At 51.9% G+C, this 26,127-nt stretch carries 25 protein-coding genes; 16 read left to right on the top strand and 9 right to left on the bottom strand.

The features are described 5' to 3' along the window. Positions 1-20: 20 nt before the first annotated feature. Positions 21-944 carry a LysR substrate-binding domain-containing protein gene (locus IB222_RS11325; RefSeq protein ID WP_149384215.1) on the bottom strand — a complete coding sequence of 308 codons (924 nt, stop codon included), beginning with the start codon at positions 942-944 and terminating at the stop codon, positions 21-23. A 231-nt stretch (positions 945-1,175) separates the two neighbouring features. Between IB222_RS11325 and IB222_RS11330 the strand changes: the two genes are divergently transcribed. From IB222_RS11330 to IB222_RS11345, 4 genes are all read left to right on the top strand, one after another. Continuing rightward, positions 1,176-2,078, top strand: coding sequence for a manganese-dependent inorganic pyrophosphatase (locus tag IB222_RS11330; RefSeq protein WP_149384216.1), 903 nt, complete (start codon positions 1,176-1,178; stop codon positions 2,076-2,078). Positions 2,079-2,198: 120 nt separating this feature from the next. Beyond that, positions 2,199-3,542: a VOC family protein gene (locus IB222_RS11335; RefSeq protein ID WP_003833171.1), complete on the top strand. Its 1,344-nt coding sequence runs from the start codon at positions 2,199-2,201 to the stop codon at positions 3,540-3,542. A 193-nt stretch (positions 3,543-3,735) separates the two neighbouring features. After that, the gene (locus IB222_RS11340; RefSeq protein ID WP_103015377.1) at positions 3,736-5,391 is read left to right on the top strand and encodes a glucan biosynthesis protein; all 1,656 of its coding nucleotides are present in this window, start codon (positions 3,736-3,738) and stop codon (positions 5,389-5,391) included. 167 nt (positions 5,392-5,558) lie between these two features. Beyond that, positions 5,559-5,783, top strand: a complete 225-nt coding sequence (locus IB222_RS11345; protein ID WP_149384217.1) for a YdcH family protein — start codon at positions 5,559-5,561, stop codon at positions 5,781-5,783. 66 nt (positions 5,784-5,849) lie between these two features. Here the strand turns inward: IB222_RS11345 and alr are convergent, their stop codons facing one another. Continuing rightward, positions 5,850-7,076 (bottom strand): alanine racemase, encoded by a 1,227-nt coding sequence (gene alr / locus IB222_RS11350; protein WP_149384218.1) that lies wholly within the window; start codon positions 7,074-7,076, stop codon positions 5,850-5,852. Positions 7,077-7,294: 218 nt separating this feature from the next. On the opposite strand from alr, the gene rimL reads away from it, so the two are divergent. Beyond that, positions 7,295-7,840, top strand: coding sequence for a 50S ribosomal protein L7/L12-serine acetyltransferase (gene rimL / locus IB222_RS11355; RefSeq protein ID WP_149384219.1), 546 nt, complete (start codon positions 7,295-7,297; stop codon positions 7,838-7,840). On the opposite strand, the gene ydcK is transcribed toward rimL, so the two are convergent. Beyond that, positions 7,832-8,812, bottom strand: coding sequence for a YdcK family protein (ydcK, locus tag IB222_RS11360; protein WP_149384220.1), 981 nt, complete (start codon positions 8,810-8,812; stop codon positions 7,832-7,834). The genes rimL and ydcK overlap by 9 nt on opposite strands. Before the next feature lie 113 nt (positions 8,813-8,925). Between ydcK and tehA the strand changes: the two genes are divergently transcribed. The 3 genes from tehA to IB222_RS11375 all read left to right on the top strand — a co-directional run bounded on the left by tehA (position 8,926) and on the right by IB222_RS11375 (position 11,353). Continuing rightward, positions 8,926-9,927: a dicarboxylate transporter/tellurite-resistance protein TehA gene (gene tehA, locus IB222_RS11365; protein ID WP_149384221.1), complete on the top strand. Its 1,002-nt coding sequence runs from the start codon at positions 8,926-8,928 to the stop codon at positions 9,925-9,927. Further along, complete coding sequence (gene tehB, locus IB222_RS11370) at positions 9,927-10,523, top strand: tellurite resistance methyltransferase TehB (protein ID WP_003833160.1); 597 nt, start codon at positions 9,927-9,929, stop codon at positions 10,521-10,523. Before tehA ends, tehB begins: the two co-directional genes overlap by 1 nt. A 155-nt stretch (positions 10,524-10,678) precedes the next feature. After that, complete coding sequence (locus IB222_RS11375) at positions 10,679-11,353, top strand: DUF3313 domain-containing protein (protein ID WP_003833157.1); 675 nt, start codon at positions 10,679-10,681, stop codon at positions 11,351-11,353. 37 nt (positions 11,354-11,390) lie between these two features. Here the strand turns inward: IB222_RS11375 and IB222_RS11380 are convergent, their stop codons facing one another. Beyond that, the gene (locus tag IB222_RS11380) at positions 11,391-12,299 is read right to left on the bottom strand and encodes a DMT family transporter (RefSeq protein ID WP_003833155.1); all 909 of its coding nucleotides are present in this window, start codon (positions 12,297-12,299) and stop codon (positions 11,391-11,393) included. A 184-nt stretch (positions 12,300-12,483) separates the two neighbouring features. Here IB222_RS11380 and IB222_RS11385 point away from each other — a divergent pair, with 184 nt between their 5' ends. Beyond that, a complete protein-coding gene (locus tag IB222_RS11385) occupies positions 12,484-13,353 on the top strand; it encodes an AraC family transcriptional regulator (RefSeq protein ID WP_003833154.1) in 870 nt (289 codons plus the stop codon). On the opposite strand, the gene IB222_RS11390 is transcribed toward IB222_RS11385, so the two are convergent. Continuing rightward, a complete protein-coding gene (locus IB222_RS11390; protein ID WP_126317998.1) occupies positions 13,336-14,502 on the bottom strand; it encodes a benzoate/H(+) symporter BenE family transporter in 1,167 nt (388 codons plus the stop codon). The two genes, IB222_RS11385 and IB222_RS11390, sit on opposite strands and share 18 nt — an antisense overlap. Positions 14,503-14,607: 105 nt before the next feature. Here IB222_RS11390 and IB222_RS11395 point away from each other — a divergent pair, with 105 nt between their 5' ends. Both IB222_RS11395 and rlhA read left to right on the top strand, forming a co-directional pair. Further along, positions 14,608-15,144, top strand: a complete 537-nt coding sequence (locus IB222_RS11395; RefSeq protein WP_149384222.1) for an XRE family transcriptional regulator — start codon at positions 14,608-14,610, stop codon at positions 15,142-15,144. 79 nt (positions 15,145-15,223) lie between these two features. Further along, positions 15,224-17,185 (top strand): 23S rRNA 5-hydroxycytidine C2501 synthase, encoded by a 1,962-nt coding sequence (gene rlhA, locus IB222_RS11400; RefSeq protein ID WP_149384223.1) that lies wholly within the window; start codon positions 15,224-15,226, stop codon positions 17,183-17,185. Positions 17,186-17,188: 3 nt separating this feature from the next. On the opposite strand, the gene IB222_RS11405 is transcribed toward rlhA, so the two are convergent. The 4 genes from IB222_RS11405 to IB222_RS11420 all read right to left on the bottom strand — a co-directional run bounded on the left by IB222_RS11405 (position 17,189) and on the right by IB222_RS11420 (position 20,149). Beyond that, complete coding sequence (locus tag IB222_RS11405) at positions 17,189-17,419, bottom strand: DUF2554 family protein (RefSeq protein ID WP_003833147.1); 231 nt, start codon at positions 17,417-17,419, stop codon at positions 17,189-17,191. Positions 17,420-17,610: 191 nt separating this feature from the next. Further along, on the bottom strand, positions 17,611-17,736 hold the full coding sequence (locus tag IB222_RS11410; protein WP_003020230.1) for a DUF2474 domain-containing protein: 126 nt from the start codon (positions 17,734-17,736) through the stop codon (positions 17,611-17,613). Beyond that, on the bottom strand, positions 17,736-18,746 hold the full coding sequence (cydB, locus tag IB222_RS11415) for a cytochrome d ubiquinol oxidase subunit II (protein ID WP_126318001.1): 1,011 nt from the start codon (positions 18,744-18,746) through the stop codon (positions 17,736-17,738). Before cydB ends, IB222_RS11410 begins: the two co-directional genes overlap by 1 nt. Continuing rightward, positions 18,746-20,149 (bottom strand): cytochrome ubiquinol oxidase subunit I, encoded by a 1,404-nt coding sequence (locus IB222_RS11420; RefSeq protein WP_126318004.1) that lies wholly within the window; start codon positions 20,147-20,149, stop codon positions 18,746-18,748. The genes cydB and IB222_RS11420 overlap by 1 nt, the downstream gene beginning before the upstream one ends. Before the next feature lie 310 nt (positions 20,150-20,459). On the opposite strand from IB222_RS11420, the gene IB222_RS11425 reads away from it, so the two are divergent. From IB222_RS11425 to IB222_RS11445, 5 genes are all read left to right on the top strand, one after another. Further along, positions 20,460-21,869 carry a PLP-dependent aminotransferase family protein gene (locus tag IB222_RS11425; RefSeq protein ID WP_149280979.1) on the top strand — a complete coding sequence of 470 codons (1,410 nt, stop codon included), beginning with the start codon at positions 20,460-20,462 and terminating at the stop codon, positions 21,867-21,869. Between the two features lie 327 nt (positions 21,870-22,196). Further along, on the top strand, positions 22,197-23,342 hold the full coding sequence (gene ydcS / locus IB222_RS11430) for a putative ABC transporter substrate-binding protein YdcS (protein WP_149384224.1): 1,146 nt from the start codon (positions 22,197-22,199) through the stop codon (positions 23,340-23,342). Positions 23,343-23,358: 16 nt separating this feature from the next. Further along, positions 23,359-24,375: an ABC transporter ATP-binding protein gene (locus IB222_RS11435; protein WP_063940776.1), complete on the top strand. Its 1,017-nt coding sequence runs from the start codon at positions 23,359-23,361 to the stop codon at positions 24,373-24,375. Beyond that, a complete protein-coding gene (locus IB222_RS11440) occupies positions 24,376-25,320 on the top strand; it encodes an ABC transporter permease (protein WP_003833133.1) in 945 nt (314 codons plus the stop codon). Beyond that, entirely contained in the window at positions 25,310-26,116 is an 807-nt protein-coding gene (locus IB222_RS11445; protein ID WP_003020204.1) for an ABC transporter permease, read from the top strand. The genes IB222_RS11440 and IB222_RS11445 overlap by 11 nt, the downstream gene beginning before the upstream one ends. The last annotated feature ends 11 nt before the right edge of the window (positions 26,117-26,127 follow it).

Genomic DNA, 26,127 nt, shown 5'->3' on the forward strand with positions numbered 1-26,127 from the left:
TGGTCCCTTAATATTTGGCATCAAAACGGTACGGTTTTGCGTATTGCGGCGATAAGGATCTGCGCGGCCTGAGAGAGTTGCACATCGACACGGGTAAGAATACCGATGGGTTCACCCGCACCGTGGGTAGGTATCGGCAACGACACCAGCGTCGCCTGGCGTAAATCTTCTCTAACCGCGCCTGAAGGGACAAACCACACATAGTCGTAATCAACCGTCAGCTGGCGGGAAAGCGATGCTGACAGTGTTTCAATGCAGCCTGGCGGCATTTTACAACCCTGACTTTGCAACAATGCTTCTGCGTGCTGGCGAGGTGCAGTTCCTTTTGGCGAAACCACCACCGACCACTCCATTACCCGACTTAACGTGATGGTTTCCTGCAACAGCGGATGGTTAGGGCGCACGACCAGTTTAAGTGATTCCAGAAACAACAATTCATAATTCAGACCGACCATCAATTCTGGATCGGCCATGCGACCAATGCCAAGGTCGATTTCCCCGGATTTTAAACCTGCCAGAATCATCGGATTGCTCATGGTGGCGACCTGTAGCGTGGTCTCCATTTGCTGCTTGTGGAAAGGACCAATTACCGCAGGCAGAATGCCCAGTGCCGCGGTGGGTAAGGCCCCGATCCGTACTACATCAGTCTGCGACTCTTCGCGCTGATTTAACGCTTGTCCGGCGGTGTTGAGCGCATCCAGCACTCTTACCGCGTGGGTAAGAAACTGTTCTCCGGGCAGCGTTAACTGCGCGCCAAGGCGGCCACGCTCAAAGAGCCGGGTCCCGGTCAGTTGCTCCAGTTCATTTAGCGTTTTGGAGAGAGCCGGTTGGCTCAGGTTAAGGGTCTCAGCCGCGCGCCCCAACGTTCCCTGCTGTGCAACGGCGACAAAAGTATGAAGGTGGCGCAAGCGAATGCGCTGATTGAACAGAACATTTTTTTCCATAAGCGATGTTAAAAACAGAGCCGTATCGGTGACAAGTAAAGTTGTTTGTTTTTGATAACCTGATAGCAAAATATTATTAACATTTATCATGTTTTACTTACAACTGATTTATTTTGCTTATGTTTTGTACAGCATTGCTGGGGAGTGGGATCATGGAAGGGAGTGTGCCCAGTCGTTATACTTTGGTGATTGTTTACTTTTGAACGATTTCTCTTCACAAGGCACTGATGAATGATACATGTAATAGGGCACCTTAATCCCGATAGTGATGCCATCTGCACCGCCGCAATGACGGCACGTTGGCTTAGTTTACGTGGCCAGCAGGCGACGGCATGGCGTTTGGGCGAGCCTAACCGCGAAACGCAGTTTATCTTTGAACATGCGGGGCTGACGATGCCTGAACGGTTGACGTTTGAACTGACCGATCGTGATGTCTGGCTGGTCGATTTCACCGAGCCTACCCAGGGGCCGGAATCGTTGACCGAAAGTAACGTGGTGGGAATTATCGATCATCACCGACTCGGTGGGTTAGTCACCCGTCTGCCACCGGAAGTGTGGGTGAAGCCCGTCGGCAGTAGCGCAACCCTGCTGTGGCAACTGATGACGGAGGATGAACGCAACCAGTTATCTTCCTCTGAGGCTGTTATACTGCTCGGTGCTGTATTGAGTGACACTGTCACGCTACGTTCACCAACGACCACCTCTGACGATCGTCAGGCGGTTGATGCGCTGGCCCAAAAAACCGGAGTGGATCTTGACGCTTTCAGCCGCGACCTGCTGTCAGCCAAAACAAGCGTGGAAGGGATGAGCGCCCGCGAACTTCTGCAGAAAGACATTAAAACCTTCACCATCCATGGACATTCAGTCTGTGTAGCGCAGCTTGAACTGTATGCGCTGCAACAGGTGGATGCGGTGCTGGACGATCTCCGTCAGGAAATGGCGAGCTATGCAGAAGAAAAGAATGCTGCGTTAGTCGTGCTGATGCTCACCGACATCAATCTGGGTGACACCAGCCTGTGGTTTGCTGGATCAGAACTTTCAGACATCCCGCAGCCTTGCAAGGTAGAAGGTATGCTTAGCCGTAAAAAACAGATGCTGCCCTGGCTGGAAAGTCATTTGAAACCACGCCAGTAGGTACTGTTCATCTTTTGTATGGGTGGGAAGTTTACGCGGGGTCACACTTTGTAAATTCTTCCCACCGGAGTCAGCGGCGTTTTCTACACTCCAGGTAATATTCACTGGAGGCATGACATTATGGCGAACACCATCACGGCAGATGAGATTCGGGAACAATTTTCGCAGGCAATGTCAGCAATGTACCAGCAGGAAGTCCCGCAGTACGGCACGTTGCTGGAACTTGTCGCTGATGTGAATCTGGCGGTACTGGAAAATAATCCGACGCTGCATGAAAAACTGGCGAATGCGGATGAACTGGCCCGGCTAAACGTTGAGCGTCATGGCGCCATTCGAGTGGGTACCGCGCAGGAGCTTTCTACGCTGCGCCGGATGTTTGCCGTTATGGGCATGTATCCGGTGAGTTATTACGATCTCTCCCAGGCGGGCGTCCCCGTACATTCCACAGCCTTCCGTCCCATCGACGATGCCTCGCTATCGCGCAACCCGTTTCGGGTATTCACCTCGTTATTACGGCTCGAACTAATCGAAAACGCCGCGCTGCGGCAAAAAGCCGCTGAGATCCTCGCGAAACGCGATATTTTCACCCGCCGTTGCCACGAGCTGCTGGATGAATTTGATGCGCAGGGCAGTTTTACAACTGAACAGGCGCAAGAGTTTGTGCATGAAGCGCTGGAAACATTCCGCTGGCATCAGCACGCCACGGTCGATGAAGAGACCTATCACGCATTACATAACGAACATCGGCTGATTGCTGATGTGGTGTGCTTCCCCGGTTGTCATATCAACCATCTGACACCGCGAACGCTGGATATTGACCGGGTGCAGTCGATGATGCCGGAATGCGGCATTGAACCGAAAATACTGATTGAAGGGCCGCCGCGCCGCGAGGTGCCCATTTTATTGCGTCAGACCAGTTTCAAAGCGCTGGAAGAACCGGTGTTGTTTGCCGGTGAAATGCGCGGCACTCACACGGCACGTTTTGGTGAGATCGAACAGCGCGGCGTGGCCCTGACGCCGAAAGGTAGGGCGTTGTACGACGAATTGCTGAATAAAGCGGGAACGGGGAAAGACAATCTGACGCACCAGCTACATCTTCAGGAGGTGTTCAAAGCCTTCCCGGACAGCGAATTCCTGCTGCGCCAGCAGGGGCTAGCCTGGTTCCGCTATCGTCTGACGCCATCGGGTGAAGCGCATCGGCAGGCGATTCGCCCTGATGACGATCCGCAGCCGCTTATTGAACGGGGCTGGCTGGTTGCGCAACCCATCACCTACGAAGATTTTTTACCGGTGAGCGCCGCAGGAATTTTCCAGTCCAATTTGGGCAATGAAACACAGGCTCGCAGCCACGGAAATTCCAGCCGCGACGCGTTTGAACAGGCGCTGGGTTGCGCGGTTTATGATGAGTTTGCGCTATATCAGGAGGCTCAAGAGCGAAGTAAACGTCGGTGTGGTTTACTTTAATGGAATTTACATGGGATTCAGCCTGTTCCCATCGACATAAAATATTTTCGATTTTGTACAGATAATCGGCGACCAACAATTGGATTATTAATGAATTTTGTCTAGAGTGAGCGGTCAGAAATGTGCACTCTCTTGCCGCTGATTTTGACCGGCGCGGGACCATTTACACGACCAGAAGGACTCACTTTCAGGCATGAATCGCAGACGATTTATTAAAGGTTCAATGGCAATGGCCGCCGTGTGCGGAACCAGTGGTATTGCATCACTCTTTTCCCGCGCCGCCTTTGCGGCAGAGTCTGACATTGCAGACGGAAAAACCGTACGTTTTGATTTTTCCGTTCTGCAATCGATGGCCCATGACTTAGCACAGAAGCCCTGGGGCGGCGCACCGCGCGCGTTACCGGAAACGCTGGCGAAACTGACGCCGCAGGCCTACAACAGCATTCAATATGACGCAGAGCAGTCTCTGTGGAACAATGTTGAAAATCGTCAGCTTGATGCGCAGTTCTTCCACGTGGGAATGGGCTTCCGTCGTCGTGTACGCATGTTCTCGGTTGATGGTAGTACGCATATGGCGCGTGAAATTCACTTCCGTCCGGAACTGTTTAAATACAACGACGCGGGTGTGGATACCAAACAATTGGAAGGGCAGACTGACCTCGGATTCGCTGGATTCCGCGTGTTTAAAGCGCCAGAACTGGCCCGCCGCGATGTCGTTTCTTTCCTGGGCGCCAGCTATTTCCGCGCCGTGGATGACACCTATCAGTACGGTTTATCGGCCCGTGGTCTGGCGGTAGATACCTACACCGACAGTAAAGAAGAGTTTCCTGATTTCACCTCTTTCTGGTTCGAAACGGTTAAACCGGGCGCAACCTCTTTTACCGTGTATGCGCTTCTCGACAGCCCAAGCGTAACCGGCGCATTCAAGTTCGTGATCCACTGCGAGAAAACGCAGGTGATTATGGATGTACAAAACCACATCTATGCGCGCAAAGACATCAAGCAGCTCGGCATTGCGCCGATGACCAGCATGTTCAGCTGCGGCAACAATGAGCGTCGGATGTGCGACACTATTCACCCGCAAATCCATGACTCAGATCGTCTGGCGATGTGGCGGGGCAATGGCGAGTGGATCTGCCGTCCGCTGAATAACCCGCAAAAGCTGCAGTTCAACGCCTATACCGATAACAACCCGAAAGGGTTTGGCTTGCTGCAACTCGATCGCGACTTCTCCCATTATCAGGACATCATGGGCTGGTATAACAAGCGCCCAAGTCTGTGGGTCGAACCGCGCAACCAGTGGGGCAAGGGGACCATCGGTTTGATGGAGATCCCGACGACCGGCGAAACGCTGGATAACGTTGTCTGCTTCTGGCAGCCGGACAAGAAGATCAAAGCCGGCGATGAGCTGGAATTCAAATATCGCCTGTACTGGAGCGCTCAACCGCCGGTGCGTTCACCGCTGGCTCGCGTGATGGCGACCCGGACAGGCATGGGCGGCTTCCCGGAAGGATGGGCACCGGGCGAGCATTACCCGGAAAAATGGGCGCGTCGTTTTGCCGTTGACTTCGTTGGTGGCGATCTAAAAGCGGCTGCGCCGAAAGGCATTGAACCGGTGATTACGCTCTCCAGTGGTGAAGCGAAACAGATTGAGATCCTCTACGTGGAGCCTATCGACGGTTATCGCATTCAGTTTGACTGGTATCCGACTTCTGACTCAACCGATCCGGTAGATATGCGTATGTTCCTGCGTTGTCAGGGTGACGCCATCAGCGAAACCTGGCTGTATCAGTACTTCCCGCCAGCGCCGGATAAACGTCAGTACGTTGACGACCGCGAGATGCGTTAATCACGCCCTTTACGGCTCTCCTGATGGGGAGCCGTATCTGCATTCATCCTCGTAACGACTCTGTACACTATTTACTCGATCCTGTTCGCATTTTTCTGTATAGCAAATGGGTACTCTGTGGGTGTGTATTTCTTATACACGTTCTTGTCCACTAACAGGGAGAAAGTATGTTTCCAGAATACAGAGACCTTATTTCCCGACTGAAATCCGAGAACCCTCGCTTTCTGTCCTTATTCGAAAAACACAACAGCCTTGATCATGAGATCTCCAGACTGGAAGGTTCGGATGGTCGGGGGTATAGTTTGGACATTGTTCGTCTTAAGAAACAGAAACTCCACCTGAAGGAAGATCTGCTCAAAATATTGCGAAAAGAGAGTGTCAGTGAGAGCTAAGTAGAACGGCGCTTGCTGTGTAAAAGGGCTTCCTGCGAGAAACGGAAGCCCTTCCTGTTTTAGGTGTTAATCGACCATCACGCGTTTGTTCGTCGCCCCCCAGAGGATCGACATTTCAGTGAACAACGCGCCGCTAATTTCTTCGACTTCTTCTGCACTAACCTGCGCATTTCCCTGTTTACCGAACAGCACCACTTCATCACCGGATGCAACCTGCGGCAAATCGGTTACATCGACGATCACGGTATTCATGGATGTTTTACCCAGTACCGGAACCCGCTGGCCGCGGATCAGCACGTGCCCCGCATTACTGAACACACGGCGATAACCATCGGCATAACCTGTCGGGATATTGGCCAGAACGGAATCACGTTTAAGGGTATAGGTTCTGTCATACCCGACGGTGTTTCCTTTGGGGTAATGGTTTACCGACGCGATGGCAGATTTAAACGTCATGACGCGTTTGTATTCGGTGCTGGCGATGGTATCGCCATAGAAAATACCGCCAACACGCACCATGTCGAGCCAGGATTCTGGAACGGTCAGGGTAGCGAACGTATTCGCGACATGCAGGGTGACATCTTCGCGCTTAAGCCCGGAAATTTTCAATACCTGGGCTGATTGCGTATTGAAACGGGCCAGATCGCGTTTTACCACTGCCGCATCTTCTTCCGGGAAATGCGACATGATGCCGACAATTTTCAGGCCGGGTAATGCGGAAATAGCGCGTGCTTCTTCCAGACCTGCGGCGGTACTGACTTCCAGACCGTTACGCGACATACCGCCAGAGTTCAGCGCCAGATGGATACGAATAGTTTTACCTTTCTCCTGAGCGATTGCACTTAGACGCTTAGCCATATCCAGATTACCGATAAGCTCTTCGGTATCGAAATCCGCCGCCTGGCGCATCTCTTTTTCCGTCGCGTTACGCACGCGCATGAGCTGCGATGTATAGCCTGACTGGCGAACGGTACTGATTTCCTCGTTACTGGCGATGCCAATACATTGCACGCCGTTTTGCATCATCACCGGCGTTACCAGTGAGAGATCGTGGCCGTACGCGTCGCCTTTAAGAATGGCGCACATCCGGGTTTTATCTCCCAGCAGTTGCTGAACTTTATGGATGTTATATTCCAGCGCGCTGCGGGAAATTTCCAGCGTGGTATTATCCACAACCTGTTGCTTATTGACCGCAAAGGGAACGGGGCCAGCTTGCGTGGTGGAAACAGGTTGGTGACAGGCGGTAATCAGTAAAAGCGGAATAAGTGCTAAACGACCCAAAGGTGCTGCCATGCTTGCTCCTTAGCAATAGAATGAAAGTGTTATTGTCATCATTACGGTCTATCCATGAGGGGATACCCGGATCACCAGAGTAACGGGTTCCACGCCAGAGATTCTTTCTAAGTGATTGCTGTTACAGCATAAAAATAAGACATCCTCGGTGCTAAACAGAGTAATATCGGCTACTGCCAGTCAGAAATGCCCCGTTTACGATCGCAAAGGAGATAAACATGTCAGAAATAATTATCGTTAGTGACGCGCTGGAACTGCGGGCGGTAGAAGAACAACACGTCACCCCTCTGCATCAGTTGGTGCTTAAAAATAAAACCTGGCTCCAACAGTCACTGAACTGGCCGCAGTTTGTCGAATCTGAGGACGACACGCGCAAAAACGTGCAGGGGAATATGATGTTGCACCAGCGCGGCTACGCCAAAATGTTCCTTATTTTCGAACAAGGGGAGGTGGCTGGCGTTATCTCGTTTAACCAGATAGAGCCGCTGAACAAAGCCGCTTATATTGGTTACTGGCTGGACGAAGAGCACGAGGGCAAAGGCATTCTGTCTCAGGCGCTACAGGCAATGATTCGTCATTATGCGCAGCGCCAGGAGATTCGCCGTTTCGTGATTAAATGTCGTGTAGATAACGTCAGGAGCAACCAGGTTGCACTGCGCAATGGCTTCCGACTGGAAGGATGTATGCAACAGGCGGAATTCCTTAATGGCGATTACCATGACGTGAATCTCTACGCCCGCATCATTGATGGTTCTTCAGAATAAACCGGCGATAGGGGTGCGCGTGATACGTTGTTCGCCGTTGATCACTTTTGGCCCGCGCAGATGGATCGCATCGCCATCAAAGGCTTCAACTTGGGCCTGATCGGTTATCTCAATATGATGCTCGATCAACACTTCACCCAGAATACAGGCATAGCCTTCAATAAGGATGTGACCGTCAAGCTGGAGCGGTCCGCCACGTAATTGCGCATGCCCCCCAACCAGCACGTGGTGTTTCAGCACGCAGTTACCTTCAACCACCGCGTGTTCCGCCACCTGCGAGCTGTAGCGCAGGGTAGGAATGGCGTCTTCATCCGTTCCGGCGATGACGCGTGCATGCCCATAGACTTTGGCGCAATCGCAGATCCAGACATTATTCTCTTCGTTGCCTTCTATCCGTGCAAAATCAAAAACTTCAGCCCGATGTTCTATAAAAGCATAATTGATCATCGCATCGCCATAGATTTGCGCCTGATGCACCACGCGTGAATTGCTGACTGCCGCCCGCTCGTAAATTTGCAGGAGCTGGTCGCTTTCACGGGTTAACCCTCTGGCCGCAATGATTTCAGAGTCACACACAATGCGTGCATCACCGCAGATGAGGCACTCACCGCGAACAACAGAATCCTGAATGGTGACGTTGTCACGCACTTGCGCGTTATGGCTGATTTCTGCTCGGTCAATCCAGACGGCATCACCAATCTGCGCGCCATCTCTGACCACGCTTGCCTGTGTAATACGGGCGTCTCCGGTTATCGTCGCGCCGGAAAACGCGAGCGCATTCTCATCGTATATCCAGCAATTACCGCTTTGCGACAGAACGCTTTCATCATCAATCCAGCCACCGAGCGTACCGGATCTAACATCATTAAAATCAATGAGTGCGATGATTTGGCGTAGTAATACACTTTTTTTATTGCCATTATCCAGGTAACTAAAGGAGCGAGATTCATCGCTTAGACGGTATTTGGTCATAGCTCATTTCCATGTTGCGCACCTTAGTTAAACGTAGCAAAGTTTTCTGCACTGGCTAAACCGGCAGATATTCCATAAAATGCATTTCAAATATACTTTAAAAAATAAACAAAATGAGTAAGAACAAACAGAGTGAACGGGTCCTCAATCTTCCGGCCGGTTATTTTGGCATGGTACTGGGTACCATCGGGATGGGATTTGCGTGGCGCTACGCCAGCCAGGTATGGCCGGTGAGCCACTGGATTGGTGATGGCTTAGTGATCCTCGCAATGGTCATTTGGGGATTACTGACGCTGGCATTTGTGAATCGCTTACTACGTTTTCCGCACAGCGTACTGGCGGAAATTCGTCATCCGGTGATGAGCAGTTTTGTCAGTCTGTTTCCAGCAACAACGATGCTGGTCGCGATTGGTTTTGTACCTTGGTATCGACCGCTGGCGCTAGGATTGTTCAGCATTGGCGTGGTGATACAGCTGGCGTACGCCGCCTGGCAAACGGCAGGGCTGTGGCGCGGCGAGCATCCGGAGGAGGCCACCACGCCGGGTCTGTATCTGCCGACCGTTGCCAATAACTTTATCAGCGCCATGGCCTGTGGTGCACTTGGGTTCAACGATGCCGGGTTGGTGTTTTTGGGCGCCGGGGTATTTTCCTGGCTTAGCCTGGAGCCGGTGATTCTGCAGCGTTTACGTAGCTGCGGTGAACTACCGACGGTTTTACGTACTTCACTTGGTATACAGTTGGCACCCGCGCTGGTCGCCTGTAGCGCCTGGCTTAGCGTCAACGGCGGCGAGGGGGATACGTTAGCTAAAATGCTATTTGGTTATGGTCTGCTGCAACTTCTGTTCATGCTACGCCTTATGCCGTGGTATTTGTCACAGCCATTTAATGCGTCTTTCTGGAGCTTCTCGTTTGGCGTGTCTGCGTTGGCGACAACGGGATTGCATCTTGGACACGGCAGTGAATCAGGATTTTTTCATACTCTGTCTATCCCACTGTTTATTTTTACCAATTTTATCATTGCATTATTACTGGTACGTACGTTTGCATTGCTGATGCAGGGGAAACTGCTCATCCGCACGGAGCGTGCTGCATTACTGAAATCTGAGGATAAATAATGACCCTTTGCGACGAAAACTACTTTACTGAAAAATATGATTTAACCCGTACGCATTCCGATGTCGTTGAAGCGGCAAAAGTGGTTGCACCAGGTAAAACGTTAGATCTGGGCTGCGGTAACGGCCGAAACAGCCTGTACCTGGCGGCAAACGGCTATGACGTTACCGCATGGGATAAAAACCCAATGAGCATCGCTAACCTTGAGCGCATCAAAGCGGCTGAGGGGCTGACCAACCTCAACGCGAAGGTCGCTGACCTTAATGCGTTACGTTTTGAGGGTGAATACGATTTTATTCTTTCTACCGTTGTACTGATGTTCCTTGAAGCTAAAACGATCCCTGGCCTTATTGAGAATATGCAACGTTGTACTAAACCGGGTGGATATAACTTAATCGTCGCAGCGATGGATACTGATGATTTTCCGTGCACAGTAGGTTTTCCGTTCGCGTTTAAAACCGGAGAATTACGCAACTATTACAGTGGGTGGGATCTGCTGAAATATAACGAAGACGTAGGTGAACTTCATCGTACAGATGAAAACGGTAATCGAATTAAACTGCGCTTTGCCACCATGCTGGCACGCAAAACTTCCTGAACCTCCCGTTTGGGTTAACTCTTTCTGCGTTCAGCATTTTTTGTGCTGAGCGCAGAGATAAAATTGTGCGGTGCTTACCATTTTTAGTACATCCAAAATGAAACTGTTTTGCTATCCTTTTTAGGCATCATTGCGAAAACTAAAGGGATCGTTTCATGCGTACTCAAACTTTATTTAAAGTTGCAGTGCTTACTGGCTTGTTGGCATTATCCGGCTGTGCGTCAAAAGTGACCGAGCCGGATAAATATTCTGGGTTTTTAAAAAATTACTCTGATCTGAAGGAAACAAAATCAGCATCGGGACAAACGGTACTCCGTTGGGTTGACCCGAGCTACAACGAATCCAAATATGACAACATTGTTTATAACCCGGTAACGTATTATCCGGTTCCTAAACCTACTACGCAGGTAGGGCAGCAGGTTCTTGATCAATTACTGACCTATACCAATACGAAGTTGAAAACGGCGATCGGTCAGCGTAAACCTCTGGTTACAACCCCAGGGCCACGTAGTCTGATTTTCCGCGGGGCGATTACCGGTGTAGCAACCAGCAAAGAAGGACTGCAGTTCTATGAAGTGGTCCCGGTTGCACTGCTCGTTGCAGGAACGCAAATGGCGACGGGTCACCGTACCATGGATACCAACCTCTATTTCGAGGGTGAGTTGATTGATGCAGCGACCAATAAACCGGTGATTAAAGTTGTACGTAAGGGTGAAGGTAAAGACCTGAACAACGAAAGCACGCCGATGGCGTTCGAAACGTTGAAGAAAGTTGTTGATGACATGGCGACCGATGCCTCCATGTTTGATGTGAACAAAAAACCACAATAAAAATGATGAACGCACCATCTCAGGATGGTGCGTTTTTTTATGCCACACGACGACGATAGAGTATTTTACCCATCAATGCTTCCGGTCGGGCAAACATCACCAGATTTCCCAGTAAGATCAACACCAATCCGGCAATCGCATTAACTTGCCAGATGTATCCTTCATACAATGTTGACAACGTCAGCGCCACCAGCGGGAACAGCAGCGTGCTGTATGCCGCCTTACTGGGACCAATGCGACCTACCAGCGTGAAATAAGCGCCAAAGGCAATCACTGAGCCGAAAATAGCCAGATATAACAGCGCGCTAAGATAGCTGAATGTCCACTGTGGCGTGAAGTTGTCGCCGCGCACCAGCGCAATGGCCGCGATCAGCAATGTGCCGTACAGCATGGCCCAGCTGTTGGTCGTTAACACTTCTAACCCTTTTTTCTGGTGACGCAGACTGATCATATTGCCCAGTGAGAAGCCGAAGGTTCCCAGAGCGCTCAAACCGATGCCCAGTAACAGTGAATGATTAAACCCGCTGTTGAGCAAATCCTGCCAAAACAGAGTCACGATGCCCGTCAGTCCCAGACCCGCTGCAATATAGAAGCGCAGCGGTGGTTTTTGCCCAAAAAAGATGAAGCTATTAACTGCATTGAACAGGACGGCCATCGAGAAAATCACCGACTCCAGGCCGGTATTAATCCACGCCGCAGCCGTATAAAAACACCAGAAGTTAAAGCAAAAAACGCATCCGCCCTGTAACAGACAAAACAGATGATCGCGGCCAGACAGTTTGCGTAATTTACCGCTTAGCAACAGGATCACTATCATCACCGAGCTGGCAACTGCGAAGCGCCAAAAGATAGAAACCGGTGCAGAAACCGGACCTTGCTGCAAATAAATCGCAATCCATGTCGTTCCCCAAATAACCACCACCAGGCAGTACAACAGTGCGTTCATACAACTCTCTCTTTTTGTCGTCAGACTTACACTGTGTCACGACGGAATGCAGGAGACTTTCATCGGCTTGCGGTGTACTTGCAAAATCTTGCGCTTTTTTTAGCGTAATAGTGAAAAGGCAGCTGTTAACGATATGTAGCTGATATAGACTGAAAGCCTGCTAACTTATTTTGAATGTGATGGTATGTCTCAGCCCTACGGTGCCTTTGAAAACTTGCGCAAACATAATGCCGTGCTGCATGAATCGGTTGCGTTACATTCAGGGATCCAACTGGCGGCCTGGTCGAACAAGCGCGATACCATCACCCAATATTGCGATCACCATACGCTCAGTTTATACATCGCAGATGGTTACGAGAGTTACCACAAGACGGCGGGAGGATGGAAGAATGGCGGGGGACCAGACCGTTTTTGCCTGATGCCGAAAGAGAGTGAGTCCAGTTGGGATATTCGTGACGATCTTTCCTTTGTTCATCTCTATTGTACGGACGCGCATTTGCGAGAAGTGGGTGAAAAAGTTTGGGACAAAAGCCCCTATAGTTTCACGCTGGACGAGCATACGTTTGGCAGTGACCCGGGGATCACGGCGGTTTACCGTCAGTTTTTGCTTGGTAACGACTGGCAGCAACCGGCCAATCACCTCACGCTTAGCGCGGCATCTTCACTACTGTTAACGCATCTGATCCAGCATTACAGCAATGTGCAATGGCGACTTCCCGTTGTCACCGGAGGGCTTGCGCCTGCCACATTGCGCAACGTGCTGGCCTATATTGAAGCACATCTGGCGTATCCCATAACGTTGAGCGATCTGGCAAGCGAGGCAGCGCTAAGTGAATTCCATTTTGCCAGAATGTTTCGCCAGTCGATGAATATGGCGCCTCATCAGTACGTCATGCAACGCCGTATGGCGCTGGCGCAGCAACTGGTCTGTTATTCATCACGCAGCCTGTCGGATATTGCAATGGCCTGTGGGTTCAGTTCGGCGAGCCATTTCAGTAACCGGTTTAAACAAGTGACGGGTAAAACGCCAACGCAGCTACGCGCGGCGAAATAATGTCAACACTGAGTAGCAGATACCGCCGACGACCAGCCCCCAGAATGCAGACCCAACACCAAATACCGTCAGACCACTGGCCGTAACCAGAAAAGTCACGATGGCCGCATCGCGTTCTGCTTCATTATGTAAGGCTTGGAATAAACTACCGCTAATCGTGCCGAGTAATGCCAGACCAGCAAGCATCTGGATCCAGCTTACGGGGAGGGCTGCCATCAGTCCTGTGACCGAACCGCCAAACACTCCAGCCAGAATGTAAAAGACACCCGCTGCCGCTGCGGCAAGCCAGCGTCGATTTGCATCTGGATGGGCTTCGGGGCTTTGGCAAATTGCGGCGGTTATGGCGGCGATGCAGATGGAATAGACGCCAAACGGCGAAAATAGCAGTGCCAGCAGACCCGTAAAAACAATCAGGGGTGAAACGGGTAACGAATATCCAGATGCTTTCATGGTCGCAATACCGGGGGCATTTTGCGAAGCCATAGTAACCAGAAACAGCGGTAGCGCAATGCTGATACTGTGGGCTAATGAAAAGTGTGGGGCAATAAACGCTGGCAACACCGGTGACAGATTAACACCATCGGTGACAATGTCACCTTTAACCAGGGCGATGGCTATGCCTACCAACATTGCGGCGATTACGGCATACCGTGGGGCAATCACTTTTAGTACTAACCACGCCAGCAGCATGCTGCCGCACAAGATAAGCTCACTGTTCAGGCTATTGAACGCCTGCAAACCAAAACGCAGCAAGATCCCGGCCAGCATGGCTGATGCCAGCGAGTGGGGAATAATTTTCATCAGACGGGCAAACAGCCCGGTTATACCGCACAGCACAATCAACGCATTAGCTACGATAAAAACACCGATAGCATCCTGAATCGATACCCCTTGCAGGCCCGTCACCAGCAGCGCGGCACCAGGCGTTGACCATGCGGTGAGTACAGGGGCGCGATACCACAATGTCAGCGCCAGCGTACTGACCCCCATTGCTAGCCCAAGTGCGGTCATCCAGCCTGCGATTTGTCCGGTCGTCGCACCTGCGGCGAGCGCCGCTTGCCAGATAATGGCCGCTGAACTGGCGTAGCCGACCAGGACCGCCACAAAACCCGACAAAACTGTAGGCAGGGGGATGGAAAATGTGCGCATAGCAACTCCGCGTGCGTTATAACGGTCAGTTACTGTAGCACTGTGCGTTATAGCGTACAAGTGCTAAGCTGTAGCCCCGAGAAAGGAGAGCGACGAAGGAGAAAAATGGACAACTTAACCCACTATCTGGCCACAACGCTCAAGACGCTACGTCACCAGCGTGAATGGAGCCTTTCGCGTCTGGCGGAGGAAACTGGCGTCTCAAAAGCGATGCTGGGGCAGATTGAGCGCAACGAATCCAGTCCAACGGTGGCAACATTGTGGAAAATTGCCACCGGACTGAACGTCCCGTTTTCAACGTTTATTTCACCACCAGAGTCAGACGGCACGCCAACATTCGATCCCCAGCAGCAGGCGATGGTCGTCACGCCGTTGTTCCCGTGGGATCCGCAACTGTGCTTCGATCATTTTTCGATACTGCTGGCACCCGGCGCGCTCAGTGAATCTACTCCGCATGAAACCGGCGTAATTGAGCACGTGGTGGTGATTAGTGGTCTGCTGGATATGTGTATTGAGGGGCAGTGGCGCACCTTTAAATCCGGTGAGGGTGTCCGTTTCGCCGGAGATACGGCACATAGCTACCGTAACAGTAGCGAGCAAACGGTTCATTTTCACTCGCTGATCCATTACCCACGCGGTTAATCGGGAAAACTATTCCGAAACGCCGCGCTTGTGACTACAATAACCGCCATTTTTACCGCTTGTGGATGGTAACAACTGTATGCGCCAGCAGCCTCATCACCTTGAATTGTTAAGCCCGGCTCGGGATACCGCCATTGCGCGCGAAGCCATTTTGCACGGCGCAGACGCCGTTTACATTGGTGGACCAGGTTTTGGCGCGCGTCATAACGCCAGTAATAGCCTGAAAGATATTGCCGAATTAGTGCCTTTTGCCCATCGTTACGGGGCAAAAATCTTTGTGACGCTAAACACGATCTTGCATGATGATGAGCTGGAGCCCGCACAACGGTTAATTACCGATCTGTATCAGACCGGCGTTGATGCCCTGATCGTGCAGGATATGGGGATTCTTGAACTGGATATTCCCCCGATTGAACTGCACGCCAGCACCCAGTGCGATATTCGCAGCGTTGAGAAGGCGAAATTTCTATCTGATGTGGGATTCACCCAGATTGTGCTGGCGCGCGAACTGAGCCTTGAGCAGATTAACGCTATCCATCAGGCTACCGATGCGACCATTGAGTTTTTCATTCACGGTGCGCTGTGCGTTGCCTATTCAGGGCAGTGTTATATTTCACATGCACAAACCGGACGCAGCGCTAACCGCGGCGACTGTTCCCAGGCTTGCCGTCTGCCGTATACCCTGAAAGACGATCAGGGGCGCGTGGTGTCCTATGAAAAACATCTGCTGTCGATGAAAGATAACGATCAGACCGCCAACCTGGGTGCGTTGATTGACGCAGGTGTGCGTTCCTTCAAAATTGAAGGGCGCTATAAGGACATGAGTTATGTGAAGAATATTACCGCGCATTATCGCCAGATGCTCGACGCCATCATTGAAGAACGCGGCGATCTGGCCCGTTCATCAGCGGGACGTACCGAACATTTCTTTATCCCATCCACAGAGAAAACCTTCCATCGCGGCAGCACCGATTATTTTGTGAATGCCCGTAAAGGGGATATCGGCGCATTCGACTCGCCAAAGTTTATCGGTTTGCCGGTCGGCGAAGTCCTGAAGGTGGCGAAAGATCATCTCGATGTTGAGGTGACTGAACCGCTGGCAAACGGGGATGGCCTGAACGTGTTAATCAAACGCGAGGTTGTTGGATTCCGCGCCAACACCGTGGAAAAAACGGGGAACAATCGTTATCGGGTATGGCCGAATGAAATGCCCGCCGACCTGCACAAAGTGCGTCCGCATCATCCGCTGAATCGCAACCTCGATCATAACTGGCAGCAAGCGTTAACAAAAACTTCCAGCGAACGCCGTGTTGCGATCGATATTGAGCTCGGCGGCTGGCAGGGGCAGTTGATTCTGACGCTCACCAGTGAAGAGGGCGTGAGTATCACCCATACGTTGGACGGCCAGTTTGAGGAAGCGAACAATGCGGAAAAAGCGTTGAGTAACCTACAGGACGGACTGGCAAAACTTGGTCAGACGATGTACTACGTCCGTAATATTCAGGTGAATCTGCCGGGCGCGCTGTTTGTGCCAAACGGTCAACTAAATCAGTTCCGGCGTGAAGCCGTTGATATGCTGGATGCAGCGCGCCTGCAAAGCTATCAGCGCGGTAGCCGCAAACCGGTATCTCAGCCAGCGCCGGTTTATCCACAAACGCACTTGAGTTTCCTGGCTAACGTCTACAACCAAAAAGCGCGTGAGTTTTATCACCGTTATGGCGTTCAGTTGATTGATGCAGCCTATGAAGCTCATGAAGAAAAGGGCGAAGTGCCGGTGATGATCACCAAACATTGCCTGCGTTTCGCCTTTAACCTGTGTCCGAAACAGGCGAAAGGGAATATTAAAAGCTGGAAAGCCACGCCGATGCAACTGGTTAACGGCGATGAAGTCCTGACACTGAAATTTGATTGCCGACCGTGCGAAATGCACGTGATCGGCAAGATGAAACATCACATTCTGAAGATGCCGTTGCCGGGCAGCGTCGTGGCTTCCGTCAGCCCCGAAGAACTGATGAAGACACTGCCGAAGCGTAAAGGTTAATCGTTAGCTCAGATGCGTATCGGGTTTGCGTGATTTTTGCCAGTGATGGTGTTCTCGAAGATCGGCGGCGGATTCTTCCGCCGTCACTCGCAGCTCATCGCTGTCGGCCGTGTGTCGTAGTAAGTGATCGGCATCCTGTACCTGAAGATATTCATGTCCCTGATTAGTAGCGAAAAGTTGACCGGAAAAAAGCGCGCTGGTCAGCAATAACACCGTTAACCCTTTCTTAAACATCATGCACCCTCTGGTACGTTAGCTGCGGAATTGGCGATAATTTCGCCTGGTGACTATTCAATATTTTAATCGGGATAATGACAATCTCTGTTTTGTCATTTCGATGTTTTTTACATTTTTGTTTAGTCAATGTTGGGATTTGTAACACCCGGGCAGTGCAGCGCGCTGACCGGGTGTTATCAGGGCGAGATTCAGGACTTAAATCCGGCGGCCGTCATCAGGAGACGAAAGAACATACCAACGGCGGCCAGGGCCAGCACGCTGCCGCCCCAGAGGATCACCAGCCACATCAGGCGTTTCCAGATTGTTTGTTGCATCAATGATACCCCTCACCATGTTGAACTTTGCCGCGGAAAACGTAGTAGCTCCAGAAGGTGTACACCAGGATTATCGGGATAATCAGCAGTGCGCCAACCAACATAAAGCCCTGACTTTGTGCCGGAGCCGCCGCCTGCCAGAGCGTAATAGACGGTGGAATGATATGTGGCCAGATACTGATCCCCAGCCCGCTAAACCCGAGAAAAATCAGCCCCAGCGTTAATACAAAAGGCAGCGTATGGCAGTTATGTTGCCCCAGCGATCGCCACAGCCAGAGACTGATAAGCGCAACCAGCAGCGGAACCGGCATCAGGAACCAAAGGTTGGGCAGGCTAAACCAACGCTCGGCAATCGCGCTATGTGCCAGTGGTGTCCACAGGCTGATAATGGCAATCACAACCAACATTGCCAGCAGCAGTTTTTTGGCCACACTGCGCATTTTATCCTGCAACGGATTTTCGCTTTTCATCACCAGCCATGTCGCCCCCAGCAGGGCGTAAGCCACGACCAGACCAACGCCGCAGAACAACGTGAACGGGGTCAACCAGTCGAAAGAACCGCCGCTGTAGCTGCGTCCGGTAACGGAAAATCCGTTGAGTACGGCACCCACCACGACACCTTGCGTGAATGTCGCGAGGATTGAACCGCCGATAAAGGCTTTATCCCAGAATGGTCGGTGAGCCGGTGTGGCTTTGAAGCGAAACTCGAACGCGACGCCGCGAAAAATCAGGCCGATTAGCATCAGGGTCAACGGGATGGTCAGCGCATCGACGATCACCGCATAGGCTAGGGGGAAAGCGCCGAATAATCCTGCGCCGCCCAACACCAACCAGGTTTCATTGCCGTCCCATACCGGGGCGACGCTGTTGACCATCACATCGCGGTCGTCAGCGTCCTGAATCGCTGGGAATAAAATGCCAATCCCGAGATCAAAACCGTCCATCACGATATACATCAGCGTGGCGAAGACGATAATTACAAACCAGATAACTGATAAATCGATACCCATTAGCGATGTGCCTCCGGTTGAGAATCGAGGACGGCGGCTGAAAGCGGCCGGGCAGGCGTGCCTGTTGGCGGAATAGTCGGGTCATCTTCCTGTGGCCCTTTACGGATCAGGCGGATCATGTAGCTGTAACCCACGCCAAACACTGAGCTGTACACCACAAAGAAGGACAGCAGGCTGATGCTCATATGTAAATCGCCATGTGCAGAAACCGCATCCGCCGTACGTTGCAGACCGTAAACCACCCACGGCTGACGGCCAACTTCAGTGGTCACCCAACCGGCAAGGATGGCAATCAGACCGGAGGGGCCCATCCATAAGGCAAAGCGCAGAAAAGGGCGTGAGGTGTATAAACGCTGCTTATAGCGCAGCCACAGGGCAAAAGTACCCAGCAGGATCATCAGCATGCCTAGCCCGGCCATTATGCGAAACGACCAGAACACCATGGTGGAGTTGGGCCTGTCTTCTTTAGGAAACTCTTTTAGGGCCGGGACCTGTTTGTCCAGACTATGGGTCAGGATCAGACTGCCCAGCGCCGGGATTTCCAGCCCATAGCGGGTGCGTTCCTGCTCCATATCCGGCCAGCCGAACAGCAGCAGCGGAGTCGGTTCACCGGGGCGATTTTCCCAGTGTCCTTCAATCGCAGCAATTTTTGCCGGCTGATGCTTCAGCGTATTCAAACCGTGCATATCGCCAATCAAGGCCTGCAGTGGAGCGACGATTAATGTCATCCACAGCGCCATCGAAAACATCGCTCGAATTGCTGGTGTGTTATTCCCGCGCAGCAAATGCCACGCCCCAGAGGCGGCAACAAACAACGCGCTGCTCAGGAAGGCGGCAACCGACATATGCAGCAGACGATAGGGGAATGAAGGATTGAAAATAACGGCGAACCAGTCGACGGGAACGACCTGTCCGTTAACTATTTCATAGCCTTGCGGTGTCTGCATCCAGCTGTTGGAGGCGAGGATCCAGAAGGTTGAAATAATGGTACCCAGTGCGACCATGCAGGTGGCAAAGAAATGAAGTCCTGGACCAACCCGATTCCAGCCAAACAACATCACCCCAAGGAAACCAGCTTCGAGGAAGAAGGCGGTTAATACTTCATAGGTCAGTAACGGCCCAGTGATACTCCCGGCGAACTCGGAAAAACCACTCCAGTTGGTGCCGAACTGATAAGCCATCACCAGCCCGGAAACCACGCCCATCCCAAAGTTAACGGCGAATATTTTCGACCAGAAATGGTATAGCGATCGCCAGGTGGGATTTTTCGTTTTTAGCCATAGCCCTTCAAGCACAGCCAGATAACTGGCGAGCCCGATAGTAATAGCCGGAAAGATGATGTGAAAGGATACCGTAAACGCGAACTGGATCCTTGCCAGGTGAAACGCGTCAAGACCGAACATGCTTAACTCCGCAGGCAAAATTGATTTAGCGCAATTCTAAGTCTGAGGAGCTGTAGAAGGCAGAAACAGAACAGTTCTTTTTAACCATAACAGTTGCAGCGCTGTTATAGGTTGTACTCGCTGATATGAAATCTGGAAGCTGGATTCCTGTTATTGAATAGCGTTCTCTTCTTGAAATACGCGCCGTAGGCAAAGAACTGTCATTACCGATGTTGTAAAACTGTTAACTATAACAGTTAAATAAAATACCCTGATTATGTAAACTGATATATACAGTGGTTGTCACCGACACCGGTAATCAGGACGAAAAATGAAAAAATACCAGCGACTGGCAGAGCAAATTCGCGATCAAATTGCGTCTGGCGTATGGCAGCCGGGCGATCGCTTGCCATCTTTGCGTGAGCAGGTGGTCAGCAGCGGCATGAGTTTTATGACCGTCGGACACGCATACCAGTTGCTGGAAAGCCAGGGGCGGATTATTGCCCGACCGCAGTCTGGTTATTATGTCGCCGCGCGCCCCGAACGTGAACTTGCTGCGCCGCAGGTGCAGGTCATGCGCGATGAAGCAGTGGATATCAATACCTACATTTTTGATATGTTGCAGGCCAGCCGGGATGCGTCAGTGATGCCCTTTGCCTCCGCATTCCCCGACCCGCGGCTGTTTCCACTTCAGCAGTTGAATCGCTCGTTGGCGCAGGTGAGTAAAACTGCCACCGCCATGAGCGTGATTGAAAACCTGCCGCCGGGGAATGCTGAGCTGCGTCATGCCATTGCCCGTCGCTATGCTCAACAGGGGATGACCATTTCACCTGACGAAATCGTCATCACCACCGGCGCGCTGGAAGCCCTTAATCTGAGCCTGCAAGCGGTCACTGAACCGGGTGACTGGGTGATTGTCGAAAACCCCTGTTTTTACGGGGCGTTGCAGGCCCTGGAACGATTACGTCTGAAGGCGTTGTCGGTGGCCACCGACGTTAACGAGGGGATCGATCTTGCTGCGTTGGAGCAGGCGTTGCAGGAGTACCCGGTAAAAGCCTGCTGGCTAATGACCAACAGCCAAAACCCACTGGGTTTTACGCTCAGCGCAGAGAAAAAGGCGCGTCTGGTCGCCTTGCTGGAAAAATACCACGTAATGTTGATTGAAGATGATGTTTACAGCGAGTTGTACTTTGGCCGCGAAAAACCGTTGCCTGCCAAAGCCTGGGATCGCGCCGACAGCGTTCTGCATTGTTCGTCTTTCTCGAAGTGCCTGGTGCCAGGATTTCGTATTGGCTGGGTAGCAGCAGGGAAACATGCCCGGCGTATTCAGCGACTCCAGCTAATGAGCACCTTATCTACCAGTTCACCCATGCAGCTTGCCCTTGTTGATTATCTTTCAACCCGGCGCTATGACGCGCATTTACGGCGCTTGCGTCGGCAACTGGCGGAACGTAAACAACAGGCCTGGCAAACGCTGCTGCGTCATCTTCCGGCGGAAGTCAAAATTCACCACAACGACAGCGGTTATTTTCTGTGGCTGGAGCTGCCGGAACCGCTTGATGCCGGTGTGCTCAGTACCCATGCGCTGGCACACCACATCAGTATTGCGCCGGGGAAAATGTTCTCGACCTCGGGAAGCTGGACACGTTTTTTTCGTTTTAATACTGCATGGCACTGGGGAGATCGCGAAGAGCAGGCCGTAAAACAGCTTGGTAAATTAATTCGTGAAATGATGAAATAAACCATAACGCGCTATTCAATATAAATGAATAGCGTGTTCTTATTTTCGAAATAGTGAATGCTGAACCACGGTATTATTTATATCGGGTGCGTCCATACAAAATATCAATAGTTAATACTATTGCCACCTCTGCGTCTAACTCCTTGTCTATACTCCAGAAGATTACCCCCTGGTCAGAGTCTGTAGCGTAATGAGCGTTAGCTCACAACCTGATTAAATTTCCTTGCGCCAGCAGGAACGCTTACAACACCCCGACTATTTTTAGAAAAGGACATATATTTACGGCAAGGCTGCCGCTCAATATTTTTTAGACAGGAGTAAGACGTTATGAGCAAGCAGTTTGCCCTCAGTAGCCTGTGCGCACTCAGTATGACGCTGATGACTGCGCAGGCAGCCGAACCCCCCACATCATTAGATAAACCGGAAGGCCGCCTGGATATTATTGCCTGGCCGGGTTATATCGAACGTGGGCAAACCGATAAACAATATGACTGGGTCTCACAGTTTGAGAAAGATACCGGCTGCGCGGTTAATGTAAAAACGGCAGCCACATCTGATGAAATGGTCAGCCTGATGGCAAAAGGCGGCTACGACCTGGTTACCGCTTCTGGTGATGCCTCACTGCGCCTGATTATGGGAAAACGCGTTCAGCCAATTAATACCGCGCTGATCCCTAACTGGAAAACCATCGATCCACGCGTGGTAAAAGGCGAATGGTTTAACGTTGGCGGAAAAGTTTATGGCACACCGTACCAGTGGGGACCAAACCTGCTGATGTATAACACCAAAATTTTCCCAACGCCGCCGGATAGCTGGAGCGTGGTGTTTGTTGAGCAAAAACTTGAGGATGGGAAAAGCAATAAAGGGCGCGTTCAGGCCTACGATGGCCCGATCTATATTGCCGATGCCGCGTTATTCGTTAAAGCCACTCAGCCGCAGTTGGGTATTACCGATCCCTATCAGCTCACTGAAAAACAGTATCAGGCGGTGATCAAAGTCCTGAGCGATCAGCACGCGCTGATCCATCGCTATTGGCACGATACCACCGTGCAAATGAGCGATTTCAAAAACGAAGGCGTGGTAGCGTCAAGCGCCTGGCCTTATCAGGCTAACGCCTTGAAAGGCGAAGGTCAGCCAATTGCCACGGTCTTCCCAAAAGAAGGGGTTACCGGATGGGCTGATACCACCATGCTGCACAGTGAAGCGAAACACCCGGTTTGTGCTTACAAATGGATGAACTGGTCATTAACCCCGAAAGTACAGGGCGACGTAGCGGCCTGGTTTGGTTCTCTGCCAGTAGTGCCTGAAGGTTGTAAAGCCAGCCCGTTACTGGGTGAAAAAGGCTGTGAAACCAACGGCTATAGTTATTTCGACAAAATTGCCTTCTGGAAAACGCCGATTGCCGAAGGTGGAAAATTCATTCCTTACAGTCGCTGGACGCAGGATTACATCGCCATTATGGGCGGTCGTTAATTCCGCTGGGGGTTTTATGACGTACGCAGTGGAGTTTCATAACGTCTCGCGTTTGTATGGGGATGTTCGAGCAGTTGATGGGGTAAGTATTGCGATTAACGACGGTGAGTTTTTCTCTATGCTGGGGCCATCCGGCTCCGGCAAGACCACCTGTCTGCGCCTGATTGCTGGGTTTGAACAACTGTCAGGCGGCGCAATCACTATTTTTGGTAAACAGGCCAGCGAATTGCCGCCCTGGGAGCGGGATGTAAATACGGTATTTCAGGATTACGCGTTATTCCCGCATATGTCGATTCTCGACAACGTCGCTTACGGGCTGATGGTCAAAGGCATCGATAAAAAACAGCGCCACGCCAAAGCGCGAGAGGCGCTGGATAAAGTTGCGCTCGGTTTTGTTTATGAACGCAAACCGTCGCAACTTTCCGGTGGTCAGCGGCAGCGCGTGGCGATTGCCCGGGCGCTGGTCAATGAGCCGCGCGTCCTGCTGTTGGATGAACCGCTCGGGGCATTGGATCTCAAACTGCGTGAGCAGATGCAGCTGGAGCTGAAGAAATTACAGCAATCCCTTGGTATCACCTTCATTTTCGTCACTCACGATCAGGGGGAAGCTCTGTCGATGTCCGATCGTGTGGCGGTGTTTAATAACGGTCGCATCGAACAGGTGGATTCTCCGCGCGAACTGTACATGCGTCCGCGGACACCGTTTGTGGCAAGTTTCGTCGGGACGTCCAATGTCTTTGATGCCACGATGTCAGCGAACGTTTGCGGGCTACAGGGGATGTTCTCCCTGCGTCCGGAACACATTCGCTTGAATGATACCGGAGGAGAAGTTCAGGCCAGGGGTGTTATCCAGGCGGTGCAGTATCAGGGGGCGGCGACGCGGTTTGAACTAAAACTCGCCGGAGGGGAAAAATTGCTGGTTAGCCAGGCGAATCTGACGGGCGAAATGCTACCGTCAACGTTGTCGCCAGGTCAGCAGGTGATGGCATCCTGGTCACGCGACGTGATGGTACCGCTGGTTGAGGAGAGGTGAATGGCTATGAACGTCTTACATTCGCCTCCACAGTCGACCAACCTGAATCGGATCTCAGGTTACTTCTGGCGTAATCCGGGGCTGGGGCTGTTTTTGCTGCTCCTCGGACCGCTGATGTGGTTTGGCATCGTCTACTTTGGCTCATTACTGACGTTGTTGTGGCAAGGTTTTTATACCTTCGACGATTTCACCATGTCGGTCACACCAGACCTGACGCTGGCGAATTTGCAGGCGCTGTTTAATCCCGCTAACTACGACATCATTTTGCGCACTCTGACGATGGCGGTAGCGGTCACCATCGCCAGCGCGATTCTGGCGTTTCCGATGGCGTGGTATATGGCTCGCTATACCAGCGGCAAAATGAAGGCTTTTTTTTACATTGCCGTAATGTTGCCAATGTGGGCCAGCTACATCGTTAAAGCCTATGCGTGGACGCTGCTGTTGGCTAAAGACGGCGTGGCGCAGTGGTTTTTAACCCACCTTGGGCTGGAGCCGTTGCTGCTTTCGTTCCTGACATTACCTGCGGTAGGCGGCAATACGCTGTCGACTTCAGGGTTAGGGCGTTTCCTGGTGTTCGTCTATATCTGGCTGCCGTTTATGATCCTGCCGGTACAGGCCGCGCTGGAGAGACTTCCGCCGTCGCTGTTACAGGCTTCTGCTGATTTGGGCGCGCGTCCGCGTCAAACCTTCCGCTATGTGGTGCTTCCATTGGCGATACCGGGCATTGCAGCGGGTTCGATCTTTACCTTCTCTCTGACGTTGGGCGACTTTATTGTGCCGCAACTGGTGGGACCGCCGGGCTATTTCATCGGCAACATGGTGTATTCACAACAAGGGGCGATCGGCAATATGCCGATGGCGGCGGCATTTACTCTGGTGCCGATTGTGTTAATCGCACTGTATCTGGCGTTCGTGAAGCGTCTGGGAGCTTTCGATGCACTCTGAACGCGCACCCTGGCTACTCAAACTGGCGGCATGGGGCGGGGTTATTTTCCTGCACTTTCCCATCCTCATCATCGCCACCTATGCTTTTAATACTGAGGAGGCTGCTTTTAGTTTTCCACCCCAGGGATTAACGCTGAAGTGGTTTAGCGTTGCTGCGCAGCGTAGCGATATCCTGGAGTCTGTGACGTTGTCACTTAAGATCGCTGCGTTGTCCACAGCTATTGCCCTTGTTCTGGGGACGCTCGCCGCGGCCGCGCTGTGGCGTAGGGACTTTTTTGGCAAAAGTGCAATATCGCTGTTGCTACTGTTGCCGATCGCGCTGCCGGGCATTATTACCGGCCTTGCGCTGTTGACGGCGTTTAAAACCATCAACCTGGAACCGGGTTTTCTCACGATCGTGGTGGGCCATGCGACGTTTTGCGTGGTGGTGGTGTTTAACAACGTTGTGGCGCGTTTTCGCCGTACCTCATGGAGTCTGGTCGAAGCGTCTATGGATCTTGGCGCCAATGGCTGGCAAACCTTTCGTTATGTCGTGCTGCCAAATCTGGCATCGGCACTTCTGGCGGGGGGGATGCTGGCGTTTGCCTTGTCGTTTGATGAAATCATCGTGACAACGTTCACCGCCGGACATGAAAGAACACTTCCTCTGTGGCTGCTCAATCAATTGGGTCGTCCACGGGATGTGCCGGTCACCAACGTTGTGGCATTGCTGGTAATGCTGGTGACAACACTGCCAATTTTAGGGGCCTGGTGGCTAACGCGTGAAGGCGACACTCTCGCCGGAAACGGTAAATAAACGACGATATG

Origin of the sequence: Citrobacter sp. C13 (assembly GCF_014596815.2) — a bacterium.
Lineage (GTDB): Bacteria > Pseudomonadota > Gammaproteobacteria > Enterobacterales > Enterobacteriaceae > Citrobacter > Citrobacter portucalensis.

Coding starts and splice junctions, on each gene's coding strand:
- IB222_RS11325 (WP_149384215.1), bottom strand. CDS start 944: ATGGAAAAAAATGTTCTGTTCAATCAGCGCATTCGCTTGCGCCACCTT.
- IB222_RS11330 (WP_149384216.1), top strand. CDS start 1,176: ATGATACATGTAATAGGGCACCTTAATCCCGATAGTGATGCCATCTGC.
- IB222_RS11335 (WP_003833171.1), top strand. CDS start 2,199: ATGGCGAACACCATCACGGCAGATGAGATTCGGGAACAATTTTCGCAG.
- IB222_RS11340 (WP_103015377.1), top strand. CDS start 3,736: ATGAATCGCAGACGATTTATTAAAGGTTCAATGGCAATGGCCGCCGTG.
- IB222_RS11345 (WP_149384217.1), top strand. CDS start 5,559: ATGTTTCCAGAATACAGAGACCTTATTTCCCGACTGAAATCCGAGAAC.
- alr (WP_149384218.1), bottom strand. CDS start 7,076: ATGGCAGCACCTTTGGGTCGTTTAGCACTTATTCCGCTTTTACTGATT.
- rimL (WP_149384219.1), top strand. CDS start 7,295: ATGTCAGAAATAATTATCGTTAGTGACGCGCTGGAACTGCGGGCGGTA.
- ydcK (WP_149384220.1), bottom strand. CDS start 8,812: ATGACCAAATACCGTCTAAGCGATGAATCTCGCTCCTTTAGTTACCTG.
- tehA (WP_149384221.1), top strand. CDS start 8,926: ATGAGTAAGAACAAACAGAGTGAACGGGTCCTCAATCTTCCGGCCGGT.
- tehB (WP_003833160.1), top strand. CDS start 9,927: ATGACCCTTTGCGACGAAAACTACTTTACTGAAAAATATGATTTAACC.
- IB222_RS11375 (WP_003833157.1), top strand. CDS start 10,679: ATGCGTACTCAAACTTTATTTAAAGTTGCAGTGCTTACTGGCTTGTTG.
- IB222_RS11380 (WP_003833155.1), bottom strand. CDS start 12,299: ATGAACGCACTGTTGTACTGCCTGGTGGTGGTTATTTGGGGAACGACA.
- IB222_RS11385 (WP_003833154.1), top strand. CDS start 12,484: ATGTCTCAGCCCTACGGTGCCTTTGAAAACTTGCGCAAACATAATGCC.
- IB222_RS11390 (WP_126317998.1), bottom strand. CDS start 14,502: ATGCGCACATTTTCCATCCCCCTGCCTACAGTTTTGTCGGGTTTTGTG.
- IB222_RS11395 (WP_149384222.1), top strand. CDS start 14,608: ATGGACAACTTAACCCACTATCTGGCCACAACGCTCAAGACGCTACGT.
- rlhA (WP_149384223.1), top strand. CDS start 15,224: ATGCGCCAGCAGCCTCATCACCTTGAATTGTTAAGCCCGGCTCGGGAT.
- IB222_RS11405 (WP_003833147.1), bottom strand. CDS start 17,419: ATGTTTAAGAAAGGGTTAACGGTGTTATTGCTGACCAGCGCGCTTTTT.
- IB222_RS11410 (WP_003020230.1), bottom strand. CDS start 17,736: ATGCAACAAACAATCTGGAAACGCCTGATGTGGCTGGTGATCCTCTGG.
- cydB (WP_126318001.1), bottom strand. CDS start 18,746: ATGGGTATCGATTTATCAGTTATCTGGTTTGTAATTATCGTCTTCGCC.
- IB222_RS11420 (WP_126318004.1), bottom strand. CDS start 20,149: ATGTTCGGTCTTGACGCGTTTCACCTGGCAAGGATCCAGTTCGCGTTT.
- IB222_RS11425 (WP_149280979.1), top strand. CDS start 20,460: ATGAAAAAATACCAGCGACTGGCAGAGCAAATTCGCGATCAAATTGCG.
- ydcS (WP_149384224.1), top strand. CDS start 22,197: ATGAGCAAGCAGTTTGCCCTCAGTAGCCTGTGCGCACTCAGTATGACG.
- IB222_RS11435 (WP_063940776.1), top strand. CDS start 23,359: ATGACGTACGCAGTGGAGTTTCATAACGTCTCGCGTTTGTATGGGGAT.
- IB222_RS11440 (WP_003833133.1), top strand. CDS start 24,376: ATGGCTATGAACGTCTTACATTCGCCTCCACAGTCGACCAACCTGAAT.
- IB222_RS11445 (WP_003020204.1), top strand. CDS start 25,310: ATGCACTCTGAACGCGCACCCTGGCTACTCAAACTGGCGGCATGGGGC.